Source organism: Actinoalloteichus sp. AHMU CJ021 (assembly GCF_002895405.1).
Classification (GTDB): domain Bacteria; phylum Actinomycetota; class Actinomycetes; order Mycobacteriales; family Pseudonocardiaceae; genus Actinoalloteichus_B; species Actinoalloteichus_B caeruleus.
In genome coordinates, this window is record NZ_CP025990.1 from 1,913,620 (window position 1) to 1,938,184 (window position 24,565).

The following is a 24,565-nucleotide window of genomic DNA, read 5'->3' on the forward strand; positions in this document are numbered from 1 at the left end:
CGACCGGCGGGCAGTCACCTCCAGACGAGGAGCGTGGATCATGCGCCTTCCGACCGTTGTGACACGACACGACCGCGCGACCGACCTCCGACCGGTGTCCGCCGGCCGACCTCCGGCCCCGCGACGTTCCTGGGTCCGTCCGGACTTCCGGGCGGTCGCCACGCCGATGGAGGTCACCAGCTACGTGGCCCGCGGATGACGGGCGCGCCGACGGAGGTGCTGGGCCGGGAGGAGTTCCGATCGCGGTTGGAATCCCTCTCGGCCCGGTACTGGGACGACCACCCCTTCCACCGCGCCCTGCACGAGGGAGCCCTGCGGAAGGAGGACCTCCAGCTGTGGGCGGCGAACCGCTGGTACTACCAGCGGATGTTGCCGCGGAAGGACGCCGCGATCCTGTCGAACTGCCCGGACCGCGAGGTCCGACGGCAGTGGATCAGCCGGGTGACCCACCACGACGGCCAGCCGGGCCAGGAGGGCGGCATGGACCGGTGGCTGCGCCTGGCCGAGGCGACCGGGCTCGACGAGGAGACCGTGCGCTCGGAGCGCCTGCTGTTGCCGGGGGTCCGCTTCGCGGTGGACGCCTACGTCGAGTTCGCCCGCTGCCGTCCCTGGCAGGAGGCGGTGGCCTCCGGGCTGACGGAGATGTTCGCCCCCGGCCTGATGCGGCGGCGGGTGCTCGCCATGCGGGAGCACTACCCCTGGCTGGACGGCGGGGCGCTCGACTACTTCCTGACCAGGATCGAGGTCACCGGGCCGGAGGGAGCCGCGACGCTGGACCTCGTGTTGACCCACTGCCGCGACCGGGGGTCCCAGGACGCGGCGGTGGCCGCGTTGGCCTTCAAGTGCGAGGTGCTGAACGCGATGCTGGACGCGATCGACCACGCCGCGCGGCGGCCGGCGGTGACCTCGTGACGGCGGGCATCGACCCGGCGGCCCGTCCCCGGCTGGGGCGGGGCGTCAAGCTCATGCGGGACGAGAGCAGGGACAGCCACGTCCTGCTCTACCCGGAGGGGGTGCTGCTGCCCAACGAGACGGGCGAGGCGGTGCTGCTGCGGTGCGACGGGCACAGCCCGGTCGGGGAGATCGTGCGTGCGCTGGAGGGGCAGTTCGACGGCGTGCTGCCGGAGCAGATCCTCGAACTGCTCGACACCCTGCGCGGCATGGGGCTGATCAGGATCGACCATGACGGCGCCTGATGGGGCCGCCGCCCCCGACGGGACCGGAGCCGGGGTCGCCGCCCCGTGGGGGATGCTGGCCGAGCTGACCCACCGGTGCCCCCTGCACTGCCCCTACTGCTCCAACCCGCTGGAGCTGGTGCGCCGCGAGTCCGAGCTGACCACCGACCAGTGGATCGCCGTGCTCGACCAGGCGCGACGGCTCGGCGTGCTCCAGACGCACCTCTCCGGTGGCGAACCGTTGGCTCGCCGGGACCTCGCGGAGCTGGTGGGCCACGCCTCCGGGCTCGGGTGCTACGTCAGCCTGGTCACCAGCGGGCTCGGGCTGACCCCGGCCCGCGCCGAGGAGCTGGCAGCGCGCGGCCTCGACCACGTGCAGCTGAGCTTGCAGGACTCCGACGCCACCACCGGGGACCGGGTGGCCGGCACGCGGGCGCACCACCACAAGATCGCGGCGGCGGCCGTGGTCCGCCGGCTGGACCTCCCGCTCACGGTCAACGTGGTGCTGCACCGGGGCAACCTGGACCGGATCGCCGAGATCATCCTGCTCGCCGAGGATCTGGGGGCGGACCGGCTGGAGTTGGCGAACACGCAGTACTACGGCTGGGGTCTGCGCAACCGCCGGCTGCTGATGCCCACCCGGCGCCAGCTCGCCAACGCCCGCCGAGTCGTGGCGGCGGAGACCCGTCGGTTGGCGGGCGGCATGGAAGTCGTCTACGTCCTCTCCGACTACTACGGCGAGTACCCCAAACCCTGCATGCACGGTTGGGGCAGCAGGCAGTTCACCGTGTCCCCGGCCGGGCGGGTCCTGCCCTGCCCGACGGCGGACGTGATCACCGGGCTCCCGGCGGAGTTCGTCCAGGACCGTCCGCTGGCCGAGATCTGGTACGAGTCGGCGGTGTTCAACGCCTTCCGGGGCACCGACTGGATGCGGGACCCGTGCCGGAGTTGCGACCGACGGGAGATCGACTTCGGCGGCTGCCGCTGCCAGGCCTTCCAGCTCACCGGCGACGCGCGGGCCACCGACCCCGTCTGCCGGTTCTCCCCGGATCGGCACCTGGTGGCCGCCGCCCTGCTCGCCGACGCCCCGGAGGACTCCGGCGTGGCCGACCCGGCGGCCGGGCGACCGCTGTGGCGTGGGATCCCGACCGGCCGGGTCCCCCGGGTTCCGAGTGCGGGCGGTGGACCGGCGGTGGTGGACCCGTGCGGCTGATCCTGCTGGGCACGGCGGCTGGCGGCGGTTTCCCGCAGTGGAACTGCGCCTGCGGCCGGTGCTCCCGTTCCAGGGCGGGGACCGAGGCGATGCGCCGTGGCCAGGACGGCGCGGCGGTGTCGGTGGACGGCGAGAACTGGTGGCTGCTCAACGCGAGCCCCGACCTCCCCACCCAGCTCGTGGCGACGCCGGAGCTGTGGCCGGGGCCGGGGCGGCGGCAGATCCCGCTGCGCGGTGTCCTGCTGACGGACGCCGAACTGGACCACACGCTCGGGCTGTTCTCGTTGCGCGAGTGCGGGGGGCTGCCGGTGCACGCTCCGGCCGCGGTGCTGGCGTCGCTGGACCGACCCACGCCGTCCGCCGGAGCCCTCGGCCTGCGACCGGTGCTCGACGCCTACGGGGACTGGCGGTGGAACGAGGCGGCCGAGGGCGTGGCGTCGGAGCTGGGCCAGGGCCTGACGGCGACGCCGGTGGCGATCAGCGAGAAACGCCCCCGGTACCGGACCGGGGTACGGGATGCCGGGCCGTCGGTGGTCGCCTACCGGCTGCGGGACCGGTCGGCGGGGCGGGAACTGCTGTACGCGCCGTGCCTGTCGCGTTGGCCGGACCGGCTGGACGAGGCGGTGGCGGCGGCCGACTGCGCGGTGCTGGACGGCACCTTCTACTCCGGGGACGAGTTGGGGCATGCCACCGGACTGCCCGGGGGCGGTGGGCAGTCCGGCATGGGCCATCTCCCGGTGGGTGGGGAGGACGGGACCCTCGACCGGTTGCGCTGCCACCCGGGGACACGGCGGATGTACACCCACCTGAACAACACCAACCCGCTGGTGGACCCGGCGTCGGCGGAGTTCGCGGCGGTGGTGGCGAGCGGGGTGGAGGTGCCCTCGGACGGTGACCGCATCGACCTGTGACGGCGTCGGGCCGTACCGGGGGCGAACGGCGGCGGGCGGGCGCGCGGACGCGCTCGGGCACCGGTCCCGTGGTGGCGCAGGGGACCGAGGGCGCCGCGACCGCGGGTGGTGGTTCGGGGCACGCCGGTCGTGGGGCCTGGGGATTCCGGAGGCGGGACGACCCGCTCCCCGGCCACGCCGAGGCGCCGACGAGGCGCCTGCCGCTCTCCGACCCGCCGCCCGGGGCGGAACGGCGAGTGCGCCTCCCGCCGAGCGCGCGCTCGGACGGTCCTCGTGCTCGCCGGCCGCCGGCCCCTGGGAGGGGGCGAACCGGGGATGCCGCCACGCTGGACCGGTCGGGCTCGCGGGGGCCGGCTCGGCGACTGCCCGCCCCGGCCCGGCCAGGTACCGGACGGGAGCGGGCAACGCCCGTGGGAGGACCGAGCGCGCGTCCCCCACGCCGACGCCGGGGTGGGAGAGGCCCGTCGCCGCCGCGCCACTCCTCGCCGGATAACACCCTTACGGGTGAGAAATTCGCGGACTGGGATCAACCACGGGTCACTTCCTGCCGAAAGACTGACAGGAGGAACCGCGCCGGGGAGGGACGGACACCGACGCTCGATAACGCCGCCACCGACGTCACGACCGACATCGCGACGCGGACCACCGGGGCCGCCGTCGGTCGCCGACTCGCGGTCTGGATCAGGGTTGTGCCCCCGGTCGGACTCGAACCGACACTGGGACCCTTTTAAGGGGCCTGCCTCTGCCTATTGGGCTACGGGGGCAGCGCGCAGCCTAGAACCTGGACGGCTCGCGTGGGGGCCACTTCGACGGAAGTCGCCCGCCCGGACCAACCACCCGGTCTGGTTCTGCGCGTCGTACGGAACTCCACCGGATCTTGCCATCCGGGCCGCTCCACGGGGAGTGGGACAACACCTCTCATTCTCACCTGTGCTCATGATCTCAAATCGGCGGCGGCGTCGTCGCCCGGCCAGCCCAGGGCGGTGAGCCCCAGCACGATCTCCCGGTCCCGGTCGAGGCCGAGCACGGACTCGAAGGACTCGTCGCGCAGCGCGGCGGTGAACGCGACGCCCAGGCTCATCGCCGTCGCCACCAGGTAGGCGGTCTGCGAGAGATGGCCCATGTCCATCTGCACCATCCGATATGCCCGCGCGGTGTCGTACTTCCACCAGGTCCGCTCGAGCGTCGCGACATGGCAGAGCTGGACCGCCGCCTCCCCCACCCATTCCTGGCCGCCACTGGCCTCGGCCACCTCCCCCGCCGACCACGGTGGCCCGAGGGGTTCGAGCACGTGATCCGCGGCGTCGTAGTGGTACCACCCCGGTTCGAGCCCGGCCACGCTCCGGACGTGCGGGTACACCTCGATCGGATGACGAGCCCCGGCGGAGGGCGAGGACTTGAAGAGGTTGCCGTCCTGGTCCGGACCCGGCCGGCCCGGGGCCGGACCGGCGAGCACGGCGAGCAGGTCGCCCAACCGCGCGGCGTCGACCGGCCGGGGGCGGAACCGCCGGGTCGTGCGCCGTGCCAGCAGCACGTCCCGCAGGGGCCGCTCACCCCAGCGCGCGCCGGACGCGTCCGCCAGCGTGGCGGCGGGCCGATCGCCGGTCCACTGGGCGCTGATCGGCGGGAGGGGGACCCCGGCCGCCCTCCCGTCCCGCCGGCGGAGGAGCGGGGACGGCGGGGGGTCGGTGACCGCCCTCTCCGCGAGTGCGCGGTCCTGTTCGTCGGCGTCGGCGTAGGGCGTGTCCCGGAGGGTGCGGGTCGCGTAGTGGAACTGGCGCGCCGAGGGTCCTCCGTCGCGCCAGGCGGCGAGCAACCGCTGCTCCGCGCGGTGCTCCGGAGTGCCCTCGGCGACCAGGAGCCCCGCGTCGAGGAGGGCTGTGAGCACCGGCCACACGGCAGCCCGTTCCTCGGTGTCCAGTTCGGCGAGCACCTCGTCGGTGTCGGCGAAGGACCGGAACTCCCAGCAGAGCCGAGCGAGGGGGGCGGTCAGCTCGAACTGCCGGTGGCGCAGGTAGTCGTCGAGCACGACCCGGCCCTCCGCGAGGTGCGCGCTCGTGTGCTCAGCGACCTTCAGACGCACCGCGCAGCTCCTGGAACCTCGACGCGACCCACTCGTGGGTGGCCCTCGACACCCTGGTGTCCTCGGCCCGGTACTCGAACCACCGCCAGTCGCAGTTGACGTTGACCTCCAGGAACACCGGTTCGCCTTCCACCACGAGCAGGTCGAACGCCGCGATGTCGAGCCGCCAGTGCCGGACCAGCGCGAGCAGGGTCGCGGCGAGCGGCCGGGGGGTCTCGACGGCCTCGACGGTGACGGCGTCCGGGTCCTGCCACAGCTGGGCGGGGTCCAACTTGCGCACGCGGTAGGCGATCAGCTCGCCTCCGACGACGAAGACCCGCAGTTCCTCCTCCGCGTCGAGGTGCTGTTGCACGATGACAGGAGCCGGTTCCACGACGTCACGGGACCGGCTGGGGTCGAGCGGACGCGGGAACAACCCGTGGAGCGCCCCGGGCCTGGGTTCGAGCAGGTGGCGACCGGCGGTCTTGACCAGGCAGCGGCCGCCGCCGGGGCGGTTGCGGGCTGGGCGGGTGGTCACGGCGGTGCGCGGGACCCGGAGCCCGAAGGAGGCGGCGTCGTCCAGCTGGCTGAGCCGGTCGAGGTTGCGGGTGTGCCGGGGGCTGTTGACGTGGCACCAGTCGCGCCGGACGGACAGCCAGTCGCTCACGGCGGTCCACTGTTCGATGGCGTAGGCACCGCGCAGCGAGCGCCCGTCGGCGGGGACGGCGGCGATGTCGAAGTGGCGGCGCCAGACCAGCAGGGGGCGCAGGAGCCGGTTGCCGAGTTCGACGAGCGGCGCGTCCGGGTAGACGGTGAGCGGTAGGTCGAGGCAGCGGTCGGCGTCGATGCGGACGAGCCGGATGTCCCGCTCCGCCAGGGCCAGGGAGAGCTCGTTCATCTCCATGTCGGCGGCGCGGGCGAGCACGAGGACGCAGGGTTGCGGGTCGACGGTGGAGTCGCCGGAGCCCTCGTCGACGAGCTCGGCCGCGTACATGCGCTCCTGGAAGTCGAGGCAGGTGCTCGGGGCGCGGAAGAAGTAGTCCTGGCCCTGGAGCAACAGCGGAGCCGTCAGCACCTCGCCCAGGGCGCTCGAGGGGGGTGGGGGAACGGGATCGGCCTGACCGGGCGGAGGCGCTACCGCGTCCCCGCCGGCGGAGATCACGTCAGTCGTCCTTCTTCCGGAAGATCTTCTGCTCCCTGGCGTACTCCGCCGCGTACTCGGCGAGCGCCCCGTCCTCCGCTTGACCCGAACGGAGCAGCGCTGCCAGCTCTTTCAGCGACATGGAGGATCACCTCTTTCCGACGCGCGAAACCACACCTTGGAGTGGATCACCGGGCAGTAGTTTCGGGTTCGGCTTACTCACTGTCAAGTTGAGCCGGAAACATTATCGCTCGACTGGACCATCTGAGCGAGAGTTGAATGGAAAACTACTACATGAAGTGGCGAAGGGGTCCGGGCGAACGGAGCAGCGCGCTCAACCGAACGGCGCACCCGGGCGGGAACCACGCTGTTTCCGCCTCGGTGGCACAACTCACTTGGCGGTGGCCCTGGCGAACTCGGCCTTGGGGTCCTGGATCTGCCCCATCGAGATGACCTCGCGGCGCAGCAGCAGGGCGAGCGTCCAGTCGATGACGATGCGGACCTTGCGGTTGAAGGTGGGCATCCGGCTCATGTGGTACGTGCGGTGCATGAACCACGCGGGGAAGCCCTTCAGCTTGATCCCGTACACGTCGGCGACACCCTTGTAGAGACCCAGGCCGGCGACCGAACCCACGTGGGCGTGCTTGTACTGGCGGGTCGGCCTGCCCCGCAGCGAGGCGATCAGGTTGTCCGCGAGCTGACGGGCCTGCCGGACCGCGTGCTGGGCGGACGGGCTGCACGTCGCGTTGGGGTCCGTCTCGGCCTTGGACAGGTCGGGAACGGCCGAGCAGTCCCCCGCCGACCACACGTCGGAGGTCCCCTCGACCTGGAGGGCGGCGGTGCAGCGCACCCGGCCCCGCTCGTCGAGGGGCAGGTCGGTGTCCCGGAGCATCGGGTTGGCCTTCACCCCCGCCGTCCAGACGATGGTGTCCGCGTCGAACTCGGTGCCGTCGGAGAGGACGACGCGACCGTCGACCATGCTCTCCACCCGGGTCTCGAGGTAGCAGCGGATCCCGCGCTCCTCCAGCCGGCGAACCGTGTACACACCCATCTTCGGGCTGACCTCGGGCATGACCCTGTTCGCGGCCTCGACGAGGACCCACTGGACCTCGGACTGCTTGATCGAGGGGTAGTAGCGGACGGCGTAGCGCGCCATGTCCTCCAGCTCGGCGAGCGCCTCGATCCCCGCGAAGCCGCCGCCGATCACCACGAAGGTCAGCAGCTTCCTGCGCACCTCCGGGTCCTGCGTCGAGGCGGCCTGGTCCAGCCGGGACAGCACGTGGTTGCGGAGGTAGATGGCCTCACCGACCGTCCGGAAGGCGATCCCCTGTTCCGGGAGCCCGGGGATCGGGAGCGTCCTGGCCACCGAACCGGGCGAGACGACCAGCTGGTCGTACTCGATCTCCTCGACCACACCGTCCTGGTTCTCGACGGTCACCGCGTTGCGGGCGTGCTCGATCCGCGTGACCCGCCCGGTCACCACGTGGCACCGGCGCAGCGTGCGCCGGAGCGGGACCACCACATGCCGGGGCTCGATCGACCCGGCCGCCGCTTCGGGGAGAAACGGCTGGTAGGTCATGTGGGGCTGCGGGTCGATGACCGTGACAGAGGCCTCCCGCCCGCGCAACTTTGACTGTAGGCGCAGGGCCGTATACATTCCGACGTATCCACCGCCGACGATCACAATGCGCGTCGGTCCGGACTTCACACCAGCCATGCCTCCATGGTTGCACCGGCGACGTCACCCGAACCGTTCAGTGGTGGCTCATTGTGACCCGGCTCGCTCTCCACTCCCTGCGCAAACACCATCCGTATCGGGGAACCGGACAAATCGCCGCCCTGGAAGGGCTACCACGAACGGGCTAACCGGCCCTCGTCCCCCTGGCTCAGCGTGAGGCAGTTCATTCCGCGATGTCGGCCACCCGCGCCGCCGCGCGGAGCCGGTCCTCCACCATCCCGGGGCTGAGGCGGCCGGTCGAGGTGTTGCGTTGGCTCACGTGGTAGCAGCCCAGCAGGTGCAGTGGACCGCCCTCCGACGCGGAGGGCAGCACCACGTGGGCGTCGTGCGCGAAGGCGGGGCGGGGCCGGGGGACGCGCCAGCCCGCGGCGGCGAGCACCGGCAGCACCACCTGCCAGCCGAACCCGCCCAGCACCAGCACCGCCCGCAGGGTGGGTGCCAGCAGTTCGAACTCCCGGGCCAGCCAGGGGCGGCAGGTGTCCCGCTCACCGGGTGTCGGCCTGTTGTCCGGGGGCGCGCAGTGCACGGGTGAGGTCACTCGCGTGGACCTCAATGTCAGGCCGTCCCCGGGCCGGACCGAGTCCGGCCGGGACGCCAACCCAGCGCGGTACATCGCCGCGTACAGCACCTCGCCGGACCGGTCCCCCGTGAACATGCGGCCCGTGCGGTTCCCGCCGTGCGCGGCCGGCGCCAGGCCGACGACGGCCAGCGCCGCGTCCCTCGGCCCGAACCCGGGCACCGGCCGCCCCCAGTACTCCTCGTCGCGGAAGGCTGCCCGCTTCACCCGCGCGACCTCCTCCCGCCACGCCACCAGCCGGGGGCAGGCCCGACAGGTGGGCAGGACCTCGTCCAGCTCGTCGATCCCCGTCAGCGTGGGCGCGACGGCGGCGGGCCAGGGTGTCTCCTCCATACCTCCACCCTGCCCACCGGAGCCGTTCGTCATGTCCGGAGCCACCAGGGTGAGCACCCCCGATGTCCGGGCACCGCGTCCCGGCGGCAGCACGTGACCGGAAGGTTCTCGCGCTCGTGAGCGTCCGCTCCGTAGGCTGCGGCGCATGGCGAACACCGAGGGCGCGAGCGCGCCGAGCGAGCGGGAGGACCACGCCGCCGACGCGACGGCCACCCGCACGGCGGAGACCCCGACCGACGACCTGGTCACCACCCAGCACAGCCTGACCGTGGGTGAACGGACCCTCCCCTACACAGCGACGACCGGTCGCGTCGTCTTACGGGAGGAGGTGCACACCGACGGGGTGTTCGACGGGCACCGCCCGAAGGCGGAGATCTTCGTGACCAGCTACACGCTGGACGGCGCCGACCCGGGCACGAGGCCGGTGACCTTCGCCTTCAACGGTGGCCCCGGCTCGTCCAGCGTCTGGTTGCACCTCGGGGTGCTCGGCCCCCGCCGCGTGGTGATGGGCGACGCCGGCGACCTGCTCCCCCCGCCCTACGGACTGGCCGACAACCACGAGACCCTCCTCGCGCACAGCGACCTGGTGTTCATCGACCCGGTCTCCACGGGCTACTCACGGGCGGCCGAAGGCGAGAAACCCGATCAGTTCCACGGTTTCCGGGGCGACCTGGACTCCATCGGCGAGGTCATCCGGCTGTGGACCAGCCGCAACGGTCGGTGGATGTCACCGAAGTTCCTCGCTGGCGAGTCCTACGGAACCCTCCGGGCCGCCGGTCTGGCCAACCACCTCCAGTCCCGCTACGGGATGTACCTGAACGGCCTGCTGCTGATCTCCAGCGTGCTGGACATGGGAACCATCCGCTTCACCAAGGGCAACGACCTGCCCTACTCGCTGTTCCTGCCCACCTACGCGGCGATCGCGCACTACCACGGCCTGCACGGCGACCGGCCGCTGCGCGAGGTGCTGGACGAGGCCGAGGCCTACGCGGCCAGGGACTACCCGTGGGCGCTGGCCAGGGGAGCCCGGCTCACCAGCGAGGAACGCGCCGACGCGGTGGCCACCCTCGCGCGGCTCACCGGGCTGTCGGAGAAGTACGTCGACCAGGTGGACCTGCGGATCGAGCACATCCGCTTCTTCACCGAGCTGCTGCGCGAGCGCGGCGAGGTCGTGGGGCGGCTGGACGGGCGGTTCCGGGGCTGGGAGGCCGACGGCGCGTTCGAGCGCTTCACCGCCGACCCGAGCATGAACGCGATCACCGGCCCCTACAGCGCCGCGCTCAACCACTACCTGCGCTCCGAGCTGGGTTACCACAACGACCTGCCCTACGAGGTCCTGTCCCGTCGGGTGCAGCCGTGGTCCTACGCCGAGTTCGAGGGCTCGCACGTCCAGTCCACGGACGACCTGGCGACGGCGATGCGCGCCAACCCGCACCTGCGGGTGCACGTCGCCTGCGGCTACCACGACGGCGCGACGCCGCACTTCGCCGCCGAGCACGTGTTCGCGCACCTGCCGATCCCCGCCGCGCTCCAGGACAACGTCGAGTTCCGCTACTACGAGGCGGGGCACATGATGTACGTCCACGAGGAGTCCCGGGTCCAGCAGTCCGCCGACCTCGCCGAGTTCATCGAGAACACCCTGAACGGCTAGGACGTCCCCGACGGACAGCACACCGCGCGCCCGCCCCGCTCGCCCTCCCGGGAGGGGCGGGCGCGTCCTCGTCGGGCACCCGGGTGGGAGGCGCGCGAGACGCCAGCACCCGAGCGAGAGCGAGGTGGGCGCGGTTCGGGACCGGGTGCGCCCCCTGACCTCCCGTCGATCGAGGCCCTCCCCGGTTGAGCGGCGGGAGCCCTCCTCGTGGCGGCGCCGGCGACCATCCGCCCTGGCCGCACACCGAGGGTGGCCGCTTCCCCAGCAGGCGGGGCTGGTGCTTGAGCCGTGGACGGCCACCCGGACCACGGCGAACACCGTCCGAAATGTCGTGATCACGCGTGGTAAGAATCCGAGATGGACGTGATGCCCACCCTCGTGGCGGCCCCCTGGCCGCCCGGTCGTTCCCCGCGGGCGCGCACCCGACGCCCGGCGAACCCCGGCCCAGTGGACAGCCCCTCGTGCCGCGCGGTCGAGCGAGCCTCCGTCCGGTGCTTCCGCGAGCCGCGCGTGACCAGGTCAACCGGCGCTCCGACCCGGCAGCTCACCACCTCCGAGGAGAGGAAAGCCGCGTTCCCCCTGTCGCGGGCGCTCGCCGACGAACTCCTCGGAGTGAACCCATGACCCCGACCACGCACCACAGCGCCCCGCTGCGTCGACAGCTGACCGACAAGCTCAGCGCCGACGGATTCCTGCGCGGCTCCCGGTGGGAAGAAGCATTCCTGGCCGTGCCACGCGAGGCCTTCGTCAGCCGGTTCGTCCTGCACGACCCGTCCGGCGAGCGGGCTGAACACGACCTGGCCACGGACGGCGCCGCTCTGGAGGCCATCTACACGAACGCCTCGTTGATCACCCGCCACGATGCCGGTGGCACACCCACCAGTTCCTCCACGTCCCCGTCGCTGATGGCGCTCATGCTCGAACGCCTCGACGCCCACCCTGGACATCGCGTGCTGGAGATCGGCACCGGAACCGGCTACAACTGCGCGCTCCTCACCCACGTCCTGGGGGACGATGCCGTCACCACGATCGATCTGGAGGCGGATCTCGTCACCACGGCCCGGTCCGCCCTCGACCGGCTGGGCTACCACCCCCGGCTGGTCGTGGGCGACGGCGGGAACGGGGTTCCCGAACAGGCCCCTACGACAGGCTGATCGCGACGTGCGGGCTCGCGCGGCTCCCTGCCACGTGGTTGGGGCAGGTCCGCGCCGGCGGGGTCATCATCGCGAACCTCGGGTACGCGCTCGCCCGCCTCACCATCACTGAGGACGGCGGTGCCAGCGGCCCGTTCACCGACCACGCCGCGTTCATGCGCATGCGATCGGACCCGCACCACACCAGTGCGACCGGGCGGGACATCATCGAGATGGCCAGTGGGCGGGGAACCTCGGCCACACACCCCTTCCCGGACTTCCTGGACGAACGCCCGTTGGAATGCCTTCGGGTGCTCACGGACCCGGATGTCGTCAAGGTGGTGCGACACCACGACCACGGTGTCGTGCACGTGCTGGGGGACCCGGCGAGCCGTTCCTGGGCGCGCGCACGGCGCACCAGCCCGGGGCACGCCACCGTCGTCCACTCCGGCCCTCGGAACCTCTGGGCCGAATACGTGCGACTCGCGGAGTTCTGGGACGACCACGGTCGTCCCCCTCCGACGAGGCTCGGGCTGACGGTGCGGCCGGACGGGCAGCACGTGCTGTGGCTGGACCGCCCGGAGCGACCGATCGCCGAGCTCCCCTGACCACCCGCGAGCACCTCGCACCACGCCGAACCCGACTCGGCCAGCGCCCCCGGCCACCGGCATGACGCGGGGCGGCGTCCCGCGCGGAACGCCGCCCCGTCACCGGCTCATCCGGCCGCCGGGTTGGTGGCCCGCACGGGCCACCAACCCTCTCCCGCCTCAGGCCACGACCTTCGGCTTCTCCTCCGGGAAGTGGCACGCACTCGGGTGCGACGCGCCCTCGTCACCACCCGGCCAGGTGGCGCCCTCCACCGGGGACGTCCCCGGGTCCACCAGCGGCGGCGTCTCGGTGGCGCACAGGTCCCGCGCCTTCCAACACCGGGTGCGGAACCGGCACCCGGAGGGCGGGGACACCGGGCTGGGCACGTCCCCGGTCAACCGGATGATCTCCCGCTGGCCGCGCAGCGACGGGTCCGGCACCGGCACCGAGGACAGCAACGCCTGGGTGTACGGGTGGGTGGGGTGCTCGTAGATCTGCTCCTCGGTCCCCATCTCCACCATGCGGCCCAGGTACATGACGCCCACCCGGTCGGAGAGGTGCCGCACCACGGACAGGTCGTGCGCGATGAACACGTACGACAGGGAGAACTCGCGGCGCAGCTCCGCGAGCAGGTTCATCACCTGCGCCTGGATCGACACGTCCAGCGCCGACACCGGTTCGTCGCAGATGATCACCTTCGGCCGCAGCGCCAGCGCCCTCGCGATGCCGATCCGCTGCCGCTGACCGCCCGAGAACTGGTGCGGGTAGCGGTTGACGTGCTCGGGGCTGAGCCCGACCACGTCGAGCAGTTCCCGCACCTTCGCCTTGCGGTCACCCTTCGGGGCCACCTCGGGGTGGATCTCGAAGGGCTCGCCGATGATGTCCCCGACCGTCATCCTCGGGTTCAGCGAGGTGTACGGGTCCTGGAGGACGATCTGGATGTCCCGGCGCAGCCGTCGCAGCGCCGACCCGTTCAGCGAGAAGATGTCCTGGCCCTCGAACAGCGCCGTACCCGAGGTCGCCGGTTCCAGGCGCATCAGCACCTGGGCCAGGGTGGACTTGCCGCACCCCGACTCACCGACCACGCCCAGCGTCTCGCCCTTGTTGAGGTCGAACGAGACGCCGTCGACGGCCTTGACCTGTCCGATGGTGCGCCGGAACAGCACCCCGCGCTTGACGGGGAAGTGCTTGACCAGGTCGCGCACCTGGAGGATCGGCTCACTCATCGCGCATCAACTCATCACTACGGTGGCAGGCGCTGACGCGCCCCTCGGCGATCGGCAGCAGCTCGGGGTCCTTCTCCCGGCAGAGGTCGATCGCCATCGGGCACCGGGGGTGGAACGGGCAGCCCTTCGGGATGGCGGTCAGGCTCGGCGGGAGGCCCTTGATCGTGTTCAGTTCCTGACCGCGCTGGTCCAGCCTCGGCATGGAGTCCATCAGCGCGCGGGTGTACGGGTGGCCGGGTTGGCGGTAGATCGAGTGGACGTCCGCCTCCTCGACGATCCGCCCCGCGTACATGACGGCGATCCGGTCCGCGACCTCGGCGACCACGCCGAGGTCGTGGGTGATGAGGACCATCCCCATGTTCCGCTCGCGCTGGATCTCCGCGAGCAGGTCCATGATCTGCGCCTGCACGGTGACGTCCAGCGCGGTGGTCGGCTCGTCCGCGATCAGCACCTCGGGATCCAGGGCGAGCGACATCGCGATCATCGCCCGTTGCCGCATCCCGCCGGAGAACTCGTGCGGGAACTGCCGCACCCGGCCCTTGGCGTTGGGGATGCGCACCAGGTCGAGCAGTTCGATCGCCCGCTTCCTGGCGTCCCTCCTGCTCATGCCGCGGCGCTGCCGGAGCTGCTCCTCGATCTGGAACCCGACGGTGAACACCGGGTTCAGCGCGGAGAGCGCGTCCTGGAAGATCATGGCGATGCCCTCGCCTCGGACCTCCCGCCGCCGGCTGGCGGTGGCGGTGAGCAGGTCCTCGCCCCGGAACCGGATCTCTCCAGCCGTGATCGCGGCTGGCGGCATCTCCAGGATGCCCATCACGGTGTTGGCGGTGACGCTCTTGCCGGAGCCGGACTCGCCCAGCACCGCCAGCGTCTCACCGGCGTCGACGTGGTAGCGGACCCCGTTGAGGACCCTGGCCACGCCTTCCCGCGTGCGGAACTCCACGTGCAGGCCGGAGACCGCCAGCAGCGGTTCCGCACCCTGCTGGACGACGGCCGGCGCCGCCGGGTCCTGAAGCGGAGACTCGTTCGGCGGTTCCGCCGGATGTCCCTCCGTTGACACGTTCGGCACCTCCTTATCGCATCTTCGGGTCGAGGGCGTCGCGCACCGCGTCGCCGAGCATGACGAAGGCCAGCACGGTGACGGCCAGCGCGCCCGCCGGGAACAGCAGCATGTGGGGGGCGATCCTGAGCAGTTCCTTCGCGTCACTGATCATCACGCCCCAGGACACCACCGGCGTCCGCAGGCCGACGCCCAGGAAGGACAGCGTCGCCTCCAGGGCGATGTAGGTGCCCAGGGCGATGCTGCCGTAGACCAGCACCGGGGCCAGGGTGTTCGGCAGCAGGTGCCGGAAGATGATCCTGGTCGGGCTCGCCCCCAGTGCCCGAGCCGCCTTCACGTAGTCCTGCTGCTTCGCGGTGAGCGCGGCGGACCGCATGATCCGCATCGTCACCGGCCAGGACAGCACGACGATCGAGAAGATGACCTGGAAGATGATCCGGACCGGCCCGTAGGGCGTGCCGGGAGGGTTGAACGTCGACAGGATGACGATCGCGCCGAGCACGAAGGGCAGCCCGAAGAAGACGTCCGCGAACCGGGACAGGATCGCGTCAAGCCAGCCGCCGTAGAAGCCGGCGAACAGGCCGACGAGGCTGCCGAGCAGCACGGTGCCCAGGGTGGCGAGCACCCCGACCACCAGCGAGGCCCGAACCCCGTGGATCACCCGGGCGTAGATGTCCCTGCCCTGCTGGTCGTAACCGAACCACGCGTCGGCGGAGGGCGTCTGCCTGGCGAGGGAGAGATCGGCCTTGGTCGGGTCCACCGAGGTGAACAGACCGGGGAAGAGCGCCATCACCGTGAGGAACAGGATGATGACCGCCGAGATGATGAAGATCGGCCTGCGGCGCAGGCTCACCCACGCGTCGCCCCACAGGCTCCGCTGCTTGCCGTCGTCGGCTCCGCCGCCTGGCCGGGCGCCGTGCCCCTCGGCGGTGATCTCCTCCTGTGCGCGGGTCTCCATCTTGCCCGCGCTGGCCGCGGCCGTCGGGTCAGTCATAGCGAATCCTCGGGTCAAGTACCGCGTAGAGCAGGTCCACGAGCAGGTTCATCACCAGGTAGACGATCACCAGCAGCACGACGACCCCGGTGACCGTGGTGCCCTCCTGCCGGGCGATCGAGCGGAAGACCAGGCCTCCGATGCCGTTGATGTTGAAGATGCCCTCGGTGACGATGGCGCCGCCCATGAGGGCGCCGAGGTCGGTGCCGAGGAAGGTGACCACCGGGATGGCCGAGTTGCGGAGCAGGTGCACTCCCACCACCCGGTGCTGCGGCTGCCCCTTGGCGACGGCGGTGCGCACGAAGTCGGCGCGCTTGTTCTCGGCGATGCTGGTCCTGGTGAGCCGCGCCACGTAGGCCATCGACACGCTGGCCAGCACGAATCCAGGTGCCAGGAGCTCCCCCCAACTCGCGTTCCCCGACACCGTCGGCGCGATCCAGCCGAGCTGGAGCCCGAACACGGTCTGCACCAGGTAACCGGTGACGAAGGTGGGGATGGCGATCAGGAACAGGGTGGAGACGAGGACGAGGTTGTCCATGAAGCCCCGACCGCGCAGGCCGGTGAGGATGCCGGCGATGACACCGATCAGCGCCTCGAAGAGGAGGGCGATCAGCGCGAGCCGGATGGTGACCGGGTAGGCGTTGCTGATCAGCGTGCCCACCGAGGTGCCGGAGAAGGTCTCCCCGAAGTCCCCCTGGAGCAGGTTGAGCAGGTACTTGCCGTACTGGATGAACAGCGGGTCATCCATGTTGAACTTCTCACGCATGACTGCCACGAACGACTCGGGGCAGGGGCGTTCGCCGCACTTGCCGGCGAAGGGGTCTCCGGGCAGCGCCCAGACCAGCAGGTAGATCAGGAACGTCGTGCCGATGAAGACCGGTATCAGCTGTAGCAGTCGTCTGGCCACATAGCGGCCCATGGGTCCTCCTGAACCCCGTTCCGTTCGTGGTGGGTGGGGCCCGGACGGCGGAAGGGCCGGGACCGTGCCATCTGGGCCACGGTACCCGGCCTGTTCACCTGTCCGAGCCCGTCCGTCCGGTGACGGTGGCGGGCGAGGTCGGTGCGGGGGGTGTGTTCGATCCCTCACGCCGACGGGCCGAACCGCACGTGCGATCCGACCCGTCGGTGCCGGTCAGTCGGCTCAGGCGAGGGACAGCGAGAGCACGTCCAGCGTACGGAGCGGGTTCAGGTGCACGTTCTCGACACGGGTCGAGTGGCCGGCCTGGCCCTTGTCGTCGAAGACCGGGATGGAGGGCATGTCCTCGTTGATCATCCGCTCGGCCTCCATGTACAGCTCGGTGGCCTCCTCGACCGACGAGGCCTGGTCGGCCTCGTCGAGCTTGGCGTCGACCTCCGGGTTGCTGTAGTCACCGTCGTTCGAGGAGGCACCCGTGCGCAGCAGCGGGGTCAGGAAGTTCTCGATCGACGGGTAGTCGGCCTTCCAGCCGGTCCGGTACATGGTGGTGAACTCGCGCGCGTTGGCGATCTCGCGCTGCACGTTGAAGGTCTGCACCGGCTCCGGGTTGCAGCCGATCTCCAGCGTGTTCGCGATGCTGTTGCAGGCGGCCTCGACCCACTGCTGGTGGTCACCGTCGGAGTTGTAGGTGATGCCCACGTCGCCGGTGTAGCCGGACTCGGCGAGCAGCTGCTTGGCCCGCTCGGGGTCGTAGTCGCAGTACTCGCACTGGCCCTCGGGGTCGTCGAGCAGGACGGCGGGCACGCGGCTCTGCGCGGGCAGGCGGTTGCCGAAGAAGATCTGCTCCGCCATCTCCTCGCGGTTGATCGCCAGGGAGAGCGCGCGGCGGAGGTTGACGTCCTCGTAGACCTCGTCGTAGAGCGGGAAGCTCAGGGTGTAGCTCAGGAGCAGGTCGACCTCCAGCGTGCGGCCTTCGAGGTCGGTCTGCCAGGCGTCGCCGGCCAGCGCCGACACCGGGATCTGGTCGAGCACGTCGAGGTCGTTGGAGACGACGGCGGTGTAGGCGGCGTCGAGGCTCTGGTAGACCTTGTAGGTCAGGTTCTCGATCTGCGGCTGCTGCTCACCCGCGTAGTCCTCGAACCGGGCCAGCTTGATCTCCTGGTCGGGGATGCGGGAGACGAACTGGAACGGGCCGTTGCCGATCGGCTCGGCCTCCCAGGCCTCCTGGTCCTCGAAGAACGCCTCGGGCAGCGGCGCGTAGGCGCTGTAGCCGAGGGTCTCGGGGAAGATCGCGAAGGGGGCCGAGAGCGTCACCTGGAAGGTGGTCTCGTCGATGACCTCGAGCCCGGACATGGTCTCGGAGGCGGGCTCCGCGCCCTCGTCCTCGGGGTGGACGTCCTCGTAGCCCTCGATCTTCTCGAAGAAGCTGGCGTTCAGCGCGCCGTTGGGGGCGTAGGCCACCCAGTTCCAGGCGTCGACGAAGCTCTGGGCGGTGACGTCGGTGCCGTCGTGGAACTTCCAGTCGTCCTTGATCGTGATCGTGAAGACCCGACCGTCCTCGTCCGCCTCGATGGACTCGGCGACCTCGTTGACCGACGAGGCGTCCTCGTTGTCGTACCGCACGAGCATGCTGAAGATGGTGTCGACCACACGGCCGCCGCCAGTCTCGTTGGTGCCGCCCGGGATCAGCGGGTTCTCCGGCTCCGTGGTGAACACGGTCACCTCGGAGTTCGGGTCGGCGGCACTGTCACCACCGTTGTCGCCTCCACCACACGCCGTCAACAGCAGCGCGGCCGCCGTTGGGAGTGCGACGAAGGCGGTCCTTCGCCCTGCTCGCATGGAACGTCCTCCAGCTCGTGCCACGGCGGTCGCCGTGGCAGGTGGGGTCGGCCAGGTGCGGCCGACCCGTTTGACGGGTTTCGATGTAGCGACCGTAGTCACTATCCGCAGCCAAGCAAGAGGTCACGGATTACGAAGTCGCCACAGGATCACCCGAAAATCAGATCGCATTGAAACACCCAGAGCAACCGTAGGCACGAAGCGTTACAGAAGGCTGAGCGCATACCCGCCGGACAGCGGACAGGTTAAGCCCCCGATAGGGGCAACCTGACGGTGGGTACCCGTCAGCCGGCCACGGACAGGGCGATGCCGTCGAGAATGTCGTGCTCGCTGACCACCAGCTCGTCGATACCGGCGGTGGCCCGGACCCGGTCGGCGAGTTCGGCGACGACGACCGCTCCCCCGGTGATGACGTCCACCCTGCCGGGGTGGATCACCTTCTCCTCCGCCCGTCGCGCGTGGGGCGAGGTGACCAGCCAGTCGGTGACCGAGGCGATGCGCTCGTGGCTCAGCCGGGACAGGTGGATGGCGGCCGGGTCGTACGCCGCCAGCCCCTGGGCCAGCCCGGACAGTGTGGTCACCGTTCCGGCGACCCCCACCCAGGTGGTGGCCTCGGCCACCGGCACCTCGGAGAAGGCCGTGGCGGTGATGTCGCGGACCACGGCGCGCGCGGCTGCGACCTGCTCGGCGGTGGGCGGGTCGTCCCGCAGGCAGCGCTCGGTGAGCCGGACGCACCCGACGTCGACCGAGCGGGCGGCTCGGACCCGCGCCCGGACGCCATCCCAGTCGCCCAGCACGAACTCCGTGGACCCCCCGCCCACGTCCACCACGAGGAAGGGGCCGTCCGAGGGGTCGAGGTCGGCGACCGCTCCGGCGAAGGACAACCGGGCCTCCTCGTCACCGCTGATGACCTCGGCCTCGGTTCCCAGCGTGCCGCGAACCATCGAGAAGAAGTCCTCCCGGTTGCGCGCGTCCCTGGTCGCCGAGGTGGCGACCATCCGCACGCGGTCGACGGAGGACCTCTCGATGATGTCGACGTACTCGGCGAGCGCGACCCGGGTCCGCTCGACCGCCTCCGGCGCGAGTTGGCCGGTGGCGTCCACCCCCTGCCCCAGGCGGACGATCCGCATCTCCCGGCGCACGTCGGTCAGGGTCGTTCCCCCGCTCTCCCGCGCGCTCACGTCGGCGATCAGCAGGCGGATGGAGTTGGTACCGCAGTCGATCGCGGCCGTTCTGGGCATACCTGGCTCCTCAGCAGCGGGGACGGAGGTCCAGTCTGCAACGGCGGTGGTCCATCGGTGTCAGGGGTCGCGGCACCGGCGTGGTCACGGACTCGGCCACTCGCCGTTCCCGGTCCGACGGCGCGGGAGGGACACGACGGCGGGGCGGCTGAGCACGGCGGCCGGGGCGGCGAGTCCCCCCTGCGCCGGGGTCCCGCCGTCCTCCCCGTCGGCCCCGGGCCGACGCTCGTCCTCGGCGGTCGCGCCCTCGACGGCGTCCTCGTCGCGGTCCCCGTCCTCCGGATCCTCGATCGGGACGCAACCGTCGTCGTCCCCGGGGGGCTCGCTGCCCTCGGGCGGTTGGCTCCCGCCCGGTACGGAGGGGGTGCCGGTCGGCGCAGGGGTCGCCGTGGTGCTGGGGGCCGGGGTGGGGCTGGTGCTCTCGTCCGCGTCGTCCTCCGGCGGGCGCGTGCTGCCCGGCGGGCACTGCTCCGGCGGTTCCGAGGACTCCGGCGGTTCCGAGGACTCGGGTGGTACGGAGGACTCCGGTGGTTCCGAGGACTCCGGCGGCGTCGTCGGAGGCGAAGTGGTCGGAGGCGGAGTGGTCGGGGGTGTCGTCGTCGGAGGCGGAGTGGTGGTCGGCGGAGCCGTCGTCGGCGGCCTGCTCGGCTCGCTGGACGGCGGCGCGGGATCGGTCGGAGGCGGGTTCGTGGGCCGTCCGCCTCCGTCACCGGGCGGGGTGCCCGGCCGCTGGCCGCCTCCCGGTTCGCCGGGCGTGCCCGGACCGCCGGGGGGACTGGCCGGCGGTGCCACCGGGTCGCGGTTGCGGTCCGGGTCCGCCGGCACGTCCTCGCCCGGCAGCGGGGTGACCCCGTTCCGGTAGGCGTTGGCCCAGTGGAGGACATCCCGGACGTAGGCGTCGGAGCGGTTGTAGCGGAACACCGCCGCCGCGAGCTGGTCCGGCACCCGGAGGTCCAGGCCGCCCGAGCAGAGGTACCGGCCGGCGGCGAGGGCCGCGTCGTAGACGTTGTGCGGGCTGGCCACCCCGTCCCCGTTGCCGTCGGCCGCGTAGGCGGCCCAGGTGGTCGGGATGAACTGCATCGGCCCGACGGCGCGGTCCCAGACGGTGTCCCCGTCGAGCAGGCCACCATCGGTGTCCGGGATCGCGGCGATCCCCGGTCCGCCGTTGAGCTGCGGGCCGAGGATCGGGCTGAGGGTGGTGCCCCCCGAGTCGACGTTGCCGCCCCGGGCGTGGCCTGACTCGATCCGCCCGACGCCCGCCAGCAGCGACCAGTGCAGTCCGCAGCCGGGTTGGGTCTCGCCGAGGCCGCGCTCCGCCCTCCGGTACGCGTCGAGCACGATCGCCGGGATGCCGAGCGGGCCGTCGGGCAGGTCGTTGAAGGGGTCTCCCGGCGAACCGGGGACGCCGCCCCGGTTCCGCAGCTCCTCGAGCAGCTCCGGGCTGACCTGGTCACCGGCGGGCAGTCGGCCGCCGGCCCCGTACAACTCGCCGTCCTGGGGGTCGCGCAGCAGGTCCAGCACGCCGCCCGGGCCCGGCAGGGCGATGTCCGCCGACTCCTGCGCCAGGGCTGGCGCGACGTTGAGCGTCGCCGTGCCCAGCGCCGCGGAGGGCATCAACAGCGCCGCGAAGGCGGTGACGACGACGGGGAGCTTCGGGCGTCCGTTCGGACCGAACAGCCACCTCGGCCGCGAACCAGTCGCCCCCTCAGGAGCCCGTCCACTCAGGTCGGTCACCGGTGCCCCTCCTCCGCCAACTCCACCTGCCGGAGCCAGTCTGCCTCAGCTCACAGCAGTAGTGAACCGGCTTCCTCGTGGTCCTCGTGTGAGACGGGAGCCAGGACCACTCGTGTGGGCCGGCCCCACAAGGGTGGTCCCCGCACGTCGGCCACCCCGGTGGCCCGAGGCCCGGCACCGCCCCTGACCAGCGGCGGGCACGGGCTCCGCGTGGTCCCCCGAACCGGTGATCGCCGCCCGGGCGGCGGTGGACCCGGCCATCCCGGAGCCGGGGCCGGCGCGAACCAGTCAGCCAGCCTTCACCTGTCCGCAACCGGACCGTCGCCAGGACCGTGCCCTGCGGACGCACGGGCACCCGGCCCAGGAGGGCCACCGGCCACACCGCCGGTCGCGGGAAGCCACCTGGAGGTCAGCCGCCCCGTTGGACGGGCAGGTGGGCGGCGCGGACGAGCACCGGGGGCGGGCGGTGGCCCGGGGACGGCGGCGACCAGCGGACGGCCGAGGGACCGGAGTGCCGCGCCAGCCGGACCTGGGTGCGGCCGGCCCCGGCGGAGGTGGCCCGTCACGTCGTCAGCCGACGACGCGGATGGCGGTCCCGCGGACGGCTTCGCGGCACCCGGCCGGCCGGGAGCGGCCCGGGGAACTCAGGACGCGTCGCGGGTGGCGCCGGTCAGGCGGCGCACTCGCCGGTCGGCCACTCGGCCGCGAGCAGGCCCAGGGCCTCGTCCCCGAAGGGGTTCACCCCGGGGCCCTTCGCCAACGCGTGGGCGACGTGCACGTGCAGGCACTTCACCCGCCCCGGCATCCCGCCGGCCGTGACCTGGATGCCGAGGGACTCGATCGCGTCCCGTTCCGCCAGGTAGGACTCGTGCGCCCGCAGGTAGTGCGCGGCCAGCTCCTCGTCGTGGGAGAGCCGTTCCGTCATCTCCCGCATCAGGCCGGACGCCTCCAGCCGGCCGATCGAGGAGGACAACCGGGGGCAGGTCAGGTAGTACAACGTGGGGAAGGGAGTGCCGTCCTCCAGCCGGGGGCTCGTCCGCACCACGGCGGGGTGGCCGCTCGGGCACCGCGCGACCACCGCCCGCAGCCCTCGTGGTGTCCGACCGAGCTGTTCGGCCACCGCCGCCCGGTCCTCGTCGGTGGCCGGCACCGGCTCGGTCACCCTGGGCTGCTCGGCCCTGCTCATCTCAGCCATCTCCCGTGATCGAGTTCCAGAGCCTGCTGTACCAGGCCTGGTCCTGGTCGTCCTCCTCGTCCTCCTGCTCACTCGGCTCCTGGCCGGGCGGCAGCTGGACGATGTACGGCGTCTCGCCGGGGCGGACGTAACCCAACCGGCGGCGGGCCTCGGCCTCCACCTGCTGGTCGTCCGCCAACTCGTCCAGTCTGGCAGCCAGCTCGTCCCGCTCGGTCCGCAGCTCCTCCAGGCGCCGCTCCGCCTCGGCGACGTCGGAGCGCTGGGACAGGTAGGTGCGCAGCGGCACCGCGACGCTCAACGCCAGGGCGCACACCACCATCGCCAACACCGCCGCCCGCCGGGTGGAGGACAGCCCGAACGCCCCGCCCGTCCGCGGTCCGCCCCGGGTGCGGCGCGCGCGGACCCCGACCCGGCGCAGCGAGCTGACCAGGGTGATCTTCCCGCTGCTCCGCTGGGTCCGCCGCGAGCGCTCGCTGGGCCGGGCCGGCGAGGACGTGCCCCGCCGACCCGGCCGCTCCCGCTCACGTCGGGCCACCGCCTACGCCTCCGGGGTGTACCGGGGGAAGGCCAGCTCGCCGGCGTAGCGCGCCGCGTCGCCGAGGGTCTCCTCGATGCGCAGCAGCTGGTTGTACTTCGCGACGCGCTCGCTCCGCGCCGGCGCGCCCGCCTTGATCTGACCGCTGGCGGTCGCCACGACCAGGTCGGCGATGGTGGTGTCCTCCGTCTCACCTGAGCGGTGGCTCATCATCGTCTTGAAGCCGTGCGAGTGGGCCAGGGACACCGCGTCGAGGGTCTCGGACAGCGTGCCGATCTGGTTGACCTTGACCAGCAGGGCGTTCGCCGCCCGCCGGCTGATGCCCTCCTCCAACCGCTCCGGGTTCGTGACGAACAGGTCGTCACCGAGGAGCTGCACGTTGGCACCCAACTTCTCGGTGAGGTGCACCCAGCCGTCCCAGTCGTTCTCCGCCAGCGGGTCCTCGATCGAGACCAGCGGGTAGGCGGCCACCAGCTCCGCGTAGTACTCCGCCAGCTGCTCGGCCGTCTTCGGGGAGCCCTCGAAGGTGTAGGTGCCGTTCTCGTACAGCTCGGTGGCGGCGACGTCCAGGCCCAGGACGATGTCCCGACCCAGGCGGTAGCCGGCCTTCTCCACGGCGAGCGCGATGAGGTCGAGGGCCTCCCGGTTGCTGGCCAGGTTCGGCGCGAAGCCGCCCTCGTCGCCGAGGCCGGTGCTCAGGCCACGGCCCTTGAGCACCGACTTGAGCGTGTGGTAGACCTCCGCGCCCCAGCGCAGGGCCTCCCGGAAGGAGCCGGCGCCGATCGGGGCGATCATGAACTCCTGCACGTCCACGTCGTTGTCCGCGTGGGCGCCGCCGTTGAGGATGTTGAACAGCGGGACGGGCAACACGTGGGCGTTGGGGCCGCCGACGTAGCGGAACAGCTCCAGACCGCTGGAGTCGGCCGCGGCCTTCGCCACGGCCAGCGAGGTGCCGAGGATCGCGTTGGCGCCCAGCCGGGACTTGTCCGGCGTCCCGTCCAGGTCCAGCAGCTTCTGGTCGACCACCCGCTGCTCGATGGCCTCCACCCCGACCAGCTCGGGGCCGATCTCGTCCAGCACGCCCGTCACCGCGCGCTCGACGCCCTTGCCGCCGTAGCGGGCGGCGTCGCCGTCGCGCAGCTCGACGGCTTCGTGTTCGCCGGTCGACGCGCCGGAGGGCACCGCCGCGCGCGCCAGGGTCCCGTCGTCCAGCGCCACCTCCACCTCGACGGTGGGGTTGCCCCGGGAATCCAAGATCTCGCGGGCGCCGACCTGCTCGATGACTGCCACCTGTGCTCCTCAC

22 protein-coding genes and 1 tRNA gene are annotated in these 24,565 nt (G+C 71.9%); 8 read left to right on the forward strand and 15 right to left on the reverse strand.

The window, feature by feature from the left end; genetic code table 11:
• The first annotated feature begins 40 nt into the window (after positions 1-40).
• The 5 genes from pqqA to pqqB are packed head-to-tail and all read left to right on the forward strand — an operon-like array spanning position 41 to position 3,299.
• Positions 41-199 carry a pyrroloquinoline quinone precursor peptide PqqA gene (gene pqqA / locus C1701_RS28105; RefSeq protein ID WP_372492974.1) on the forward strand — a complete coding sequence of 53 codons (159 nt, stop codon included), beginning with the start codon at positions 41-43 and terminating at the stop codon, positions 197-199.
• Entirely contained in the window at positions 196-912 is a 717-nt protein-coding gene (pqqC, locus tag C1701_RS07930; protein WP_026417374.1) for a pyrroloquinoline-quinone synthase PqqC, read from the forward strand. The genes pqqA and pqqC overlap by 4 nt, the downstream gene beginning before the upstream one ends.
• A complete protein-coding gene (pqqD, locus tag C1701_RS07935; protein WP_035273247.1) occupies positions 909-1,196 on the forward strand; it encodes a pyrroloquinoline quinone biosynthesis peptide chaperone PqqD in 288 nt (95 codons plus the stop codon). Before pqqC ends, pqqD begins: the two co-directional genes overlap by 4 nt.
• Positions 1,183-2,388: a pyrroloquinoline quinone biosynthesis protein PqqE gene (gene pqqE / locus C1701_RS07940; RefSeq protein ID WP_051313319.1), complete on the forward strand. Its 1,206-nt coding sequence runs from the start codon at positions 1,183-1,185 to the stop codon at positions 2,386-2,388. The genes pqqD and pqqE overlap by 14 nt, the downstream gene beginning before the upstream one ends.
• Positions 2,379-3,299, forward strand: a complete 921-nt coding sequence (pqqB, locus tag C1701_RS07945) for a pyrroloquinoline quinone biosynthesis protein PqqB (RefSeq protein ID WP_026417375.1) — start codon at positions 2,379-2,381, stop codon at positions 3,297-3,299. The genes pqqE and pqqB overlap by 10 nt, the downstream gene beginning before the upstream one ends.
• A gap of 690 nt (positions 3,300-3,989) precedes the next feature.
• On the opposite strand, the gene C1701_RS07950 is transcribed toward pqqB, so the two are convergent.
• The 5 genes from C1701_RS07950 to C1701_RS07970 all read right to left on the reverse strand — a co-directional run bounded on the left by C1701_RS07950 (position 3,990) and on the right by C1701_RS07970 (position 9,150).
• Positions 3,990-4,063, reverse strand: a tRNA-Leu gene (locus C1701_RS07950).
• 170 nt (positions 4,064-4,233) lie between these two features.
• Entirely contained in the window at positions 4,234-5,382 is a 1,149-nt protein-coding gene (locus C1701_RS07955; protein ID WP_035291297.1) for a SagB/ThcOx family dehydrogenase, read from the reverse strand.
• Positions 5,363-6,523 (reverse strand): ATP-grasp domain-containing protein, encoded by a 1,161-nt coding sequence (locus C1701_RS07960; RefSeq protein WP_245588673.1) that lies wholly within the window; start codon positions 6,521-6,523, stop codon positions 5,363-5,365. Before C1701_RS07960 ends, C1701_RS07955 begins: the two co-directional genes overlap by 20 nt.
• A gap of 370 nt (positions 6,524-6,893) precedes the next feature.
• Positions 6,894-8,219, reverse strand: a complete 1,326-nt coding sequence (locus C1701_RS07965; protein ID WP_026417377.1) for an NAD(P)/FAD-dependent oxidoreductase — start codon at positions 8,217-8,219, stop codon at positions 6,894-6,896.
• A gap of 184 nt (positions 8,220-8,403) precedes the next feature.
• Positions 8,404-9,150 carry a uracil-DNA glycosylase gene (locus tag C1701_RS07970; RefSeq protein ID WP_103056996.1) on the reverse strand — a complete coding sequence of 249 codons (747 nt, stop codon included), beginning with the start codon at positions 9,148-9,150 and terminating at the stop codon, positions 8,404-8,406.
• A gap of 145 nt (positions 9,151-9,295) precedes the next feature.
• On the opposite strand from C1701_RS07970, the gene C1701_RS07975 reads away from it, so the two are divergent.
• From C1701_RS07975 to C1701_RS27250, 3 genes are all read left to right on the forward strand, one after another.
• Positions 9,296-10,801, forward strand: coding sequence for a S10 family peptidase (locus C1701_RS07975; RefSeq protein ID WP_026417379.1), 1,506 nt, complete (start codon positions 9,296-9,298; stop codon positions 10,799-10,801).
• 620 nt (positions 10,802-11,421) lie between these two features.
• On the forward strand, positions 11,422-11,955 hold the full coding sequence (locus tag C1701_RS27245) for a methyltransferase domain-containing protein (protein WP_248783758.1): 534 nt from the start codon (positions 11,422-11,424) through the stop codon (positions 11,953-11,955).
• Positions 11,956-11,993: 38 nt separating this feature from the next.
• Complete coding sequence (locus tag C1701_RS27250) at positions 11,994-12,542, forward strand: hypothetical protein (RefSeq protein WP_248783759.1); 549 nt, start codon at positions 11,994-11,996, stop codon at positions 12,540-12,542.
• A gap of 159 nt (positions 12,543-12,701) precedes the next feature.
• Here the strand turns inward: C1701_RS27250 and C1701_RS07990 are convergent, their stop codons facing one another.
• The 10 genes from C1701_RS07990 to eno all read right to left on the reverse strand — a co-directional run bounded on the left by C1701_RS07990 (position 12,702) and on the right by eno (position 24,552).
• Entirely contained in the window at positions 12,702-13,748 is a 1,047-nt protein-coding gene (locus C1701_RS07990; protein WP_026417381.1) for an ABC transporter ATP-binding protein, read from the reverse strand.
• Positions 13,741-14,715: an ABC transporter ATP-binding protein gene (locus C1701_RS07995; RefSeq protein WP_035273441.1), complete on the reverse strand. Its 975-nt coding sequence runs from the start codon at positions 14,713-14,715 to the stop codon at positions 13,741-13,743. Before C1701_RS07995 ends, C1701_RS07990 begins: the two co-directional genes overlap by 8 nt.
• Before the next feature lie 106 nt (positions 14,716-14,821).
• Entirely contained in the window at positions 14,822-15,802 is a 981-nt protein-coding gene (locus C1701_RS08000) for an ABC transporter permease (RefSeq protein WP_026417383.1), read from the reverse strand.
• Positions 15,795-16,721 (reverse strand): ABC transporter permease, encoded by a 927-nt coding sequence (locus tag C1701_RS08005; protein ID WP_016700513.1) that lies wholly within the window; start codon positions 16,719-16,721, stop codon positions 15,795-15,797. The genes C1701_RS08000 and C1701_RS08005 overlap by 8 nt, the downstream gene beginning before the upstream one ends.
• Before the next feature lie 222 nt (positions 16,722-16,943).
• Positions 16,944-18,557, reverse strand: coding sequence for a peptide ABC transporter substrate-binding protein (locus C1701_RS08010; protein ID WP_026417384.1), 1,614 nt, complete (start codon positions 18,555-18,557; stop codon positions 16,944-16,946).
• Between the two features lie 284 nt (positions 18,558-18,841).
• A complete protein-coding gene (locus C1701_RS08015) occupies positions 18,842-19,798 on the reverse strand; it encodes a Ppx/GppA phosphatase family protein (protein ID WP_026417385.1) in 957 nt (318 codons plus the stop codon).
• A gap of 84 nt (positions 19,799-19,882) precedes the next feature.
• A complete protein-coding gene (locus C1701_RS08020; protein WP_051313323.1) occupies positions 19,883-21,532 on the reverse strand; it encodes a lytic murein transglycosylase in 1,650 nt (549 codons plus the stop codon).
• A gap of 670 nt (positions 21,533-22,202) precedes the next feature.
• Positions 22,203-22,727 carry a DUF501 domain-containing protein gene (locus C1701_RS08025; protein WP_211237454.1) on the reverse strand — a complete coding sequence of 175 codons (525 nt, stop codon included), beginning with the start codon at positions 22,725-22,727 and terminating at the stop codon, positions 22,203-22,205.
• Positions 22,720-23,262: an FtsB family cell division protein gene (locus tag C1701_RS08030; RefSeq protein WP_026417387.1), complete on the reverse strand. Its 543-nt coding sequence runs from the start codon at positions 23,260-23,262 to the stop codon at positions 22,720-22,722. The genes C1701_RS08025 and C1701_RS08030 overlap by 8 nt, the downstream gene beginning before the upstream one ends.
• 3 nt (positions 23,263-23,265) lie before the next feature.
• On the reverse strand, positions 23,266-24,552 hold the full coding sequence (gene eno, locus C1701_RS08035) for a phosphopyruvate hydratase (RefSeq protein ID WP_026417388.1): 1,287 nt from the start codon (positions 24,550-24,552) through the stop codon (positions 23,266-23,268).
• Between the last annotated feature and the right edge of the window lie 13 nt (positions 24,553-24,565).

Bases quoted from the DNA above. Each gene is read 5' to 3' on its own strand.
- pqqA (WP_372492974.1), top strand. From the start codon at position 41: ATGCGCCTTCCGACCGTTGTGACACGACACGACCGCGCGACCGACCTC.
- pqqC (WP_026417374.1), top strand. From the start codon at position 196: ATGACGGGCGCGCCGACGGAGGTGCTGGGCCGGGAGGAGTTCCGATCG.
- pqqE (WP_051313319.1), top strand. From the start codon at position 1,183: ATGACGGCGCCTGATGGGGCCGCCGCCCCCGACGGGACCGGAGCCGGG.
- C1701_RS07965 (WP_026417377.1), bottom strand. From the start codon at position 8,219: ATGGCTGGTGTGAAGTCCGGACCGACGCGCATTGTGATCGTCGGCGGT.
- C1701_RS07970 (WP_103056996.1), bottom strand. From the start codon at position 9,150: ATGGAGGAGACACCCTGGCCCGCCGCCGTCGCGCCCACGCTGACGGGG.
- C1701_RS07975 (WP_026417379.1), top strand. From the start codon at position 9,296: ATGGCGAACACCGAGGGCGCGAGCGCGCCGAGCGAGCGGGAGGACCAC.
- C1701_RS27245 (WP_248783758.1), top strand. From the start codon at position 11,422: ATGACCCCGACCACGCACCACAGCGCCCCGCTGCGTCGACAGCTGACC.
- C1701_RS07990 (WP_026417381.1), bottom strand. From the start codon at position 13,748: ATGAGTGAGCCGATCCTCCAGGTGCGCGACCTGGTCAAGCACTTCCCC.
- C1701_RS08000 (WP_026417383.1), bottom strand. From the start codon at position 15,802: ATGACTGACCCGACGGCCGCGGCCAGCGCGGGCAAGATGGAGACCCGC.
- C1701_RS08005 (WP_016700513.1), bottom strand. From the start codon at position 16,721: ATGGGCCGCTATGTGGCCAGACGACTGCTACAGCTGATACCGGTCTTC.
- C1701_RS08010 (WP_026417384.1), bottom strand. From the start codon at position 18,557: ATGCGAGCAGGGCGAAGGACCGCCTTCGTCGCACTCCCAACGGCGGCC.
- C1701_RS08015 (WP_026417385.1), bottom strand. From the start codon at position 19,798: ATGCCCAGAACGGCCGCGATCGACTGCGGTACCAACTCCATCCGCCTG.
- C1701_RS08025 (WP_211237454.1), bottom strand. From the start codon at position 22,727: ATGGCTGAGATGAGCAGGGCCGAGCAGCCCAGGGTGACCGAGCCGGTG.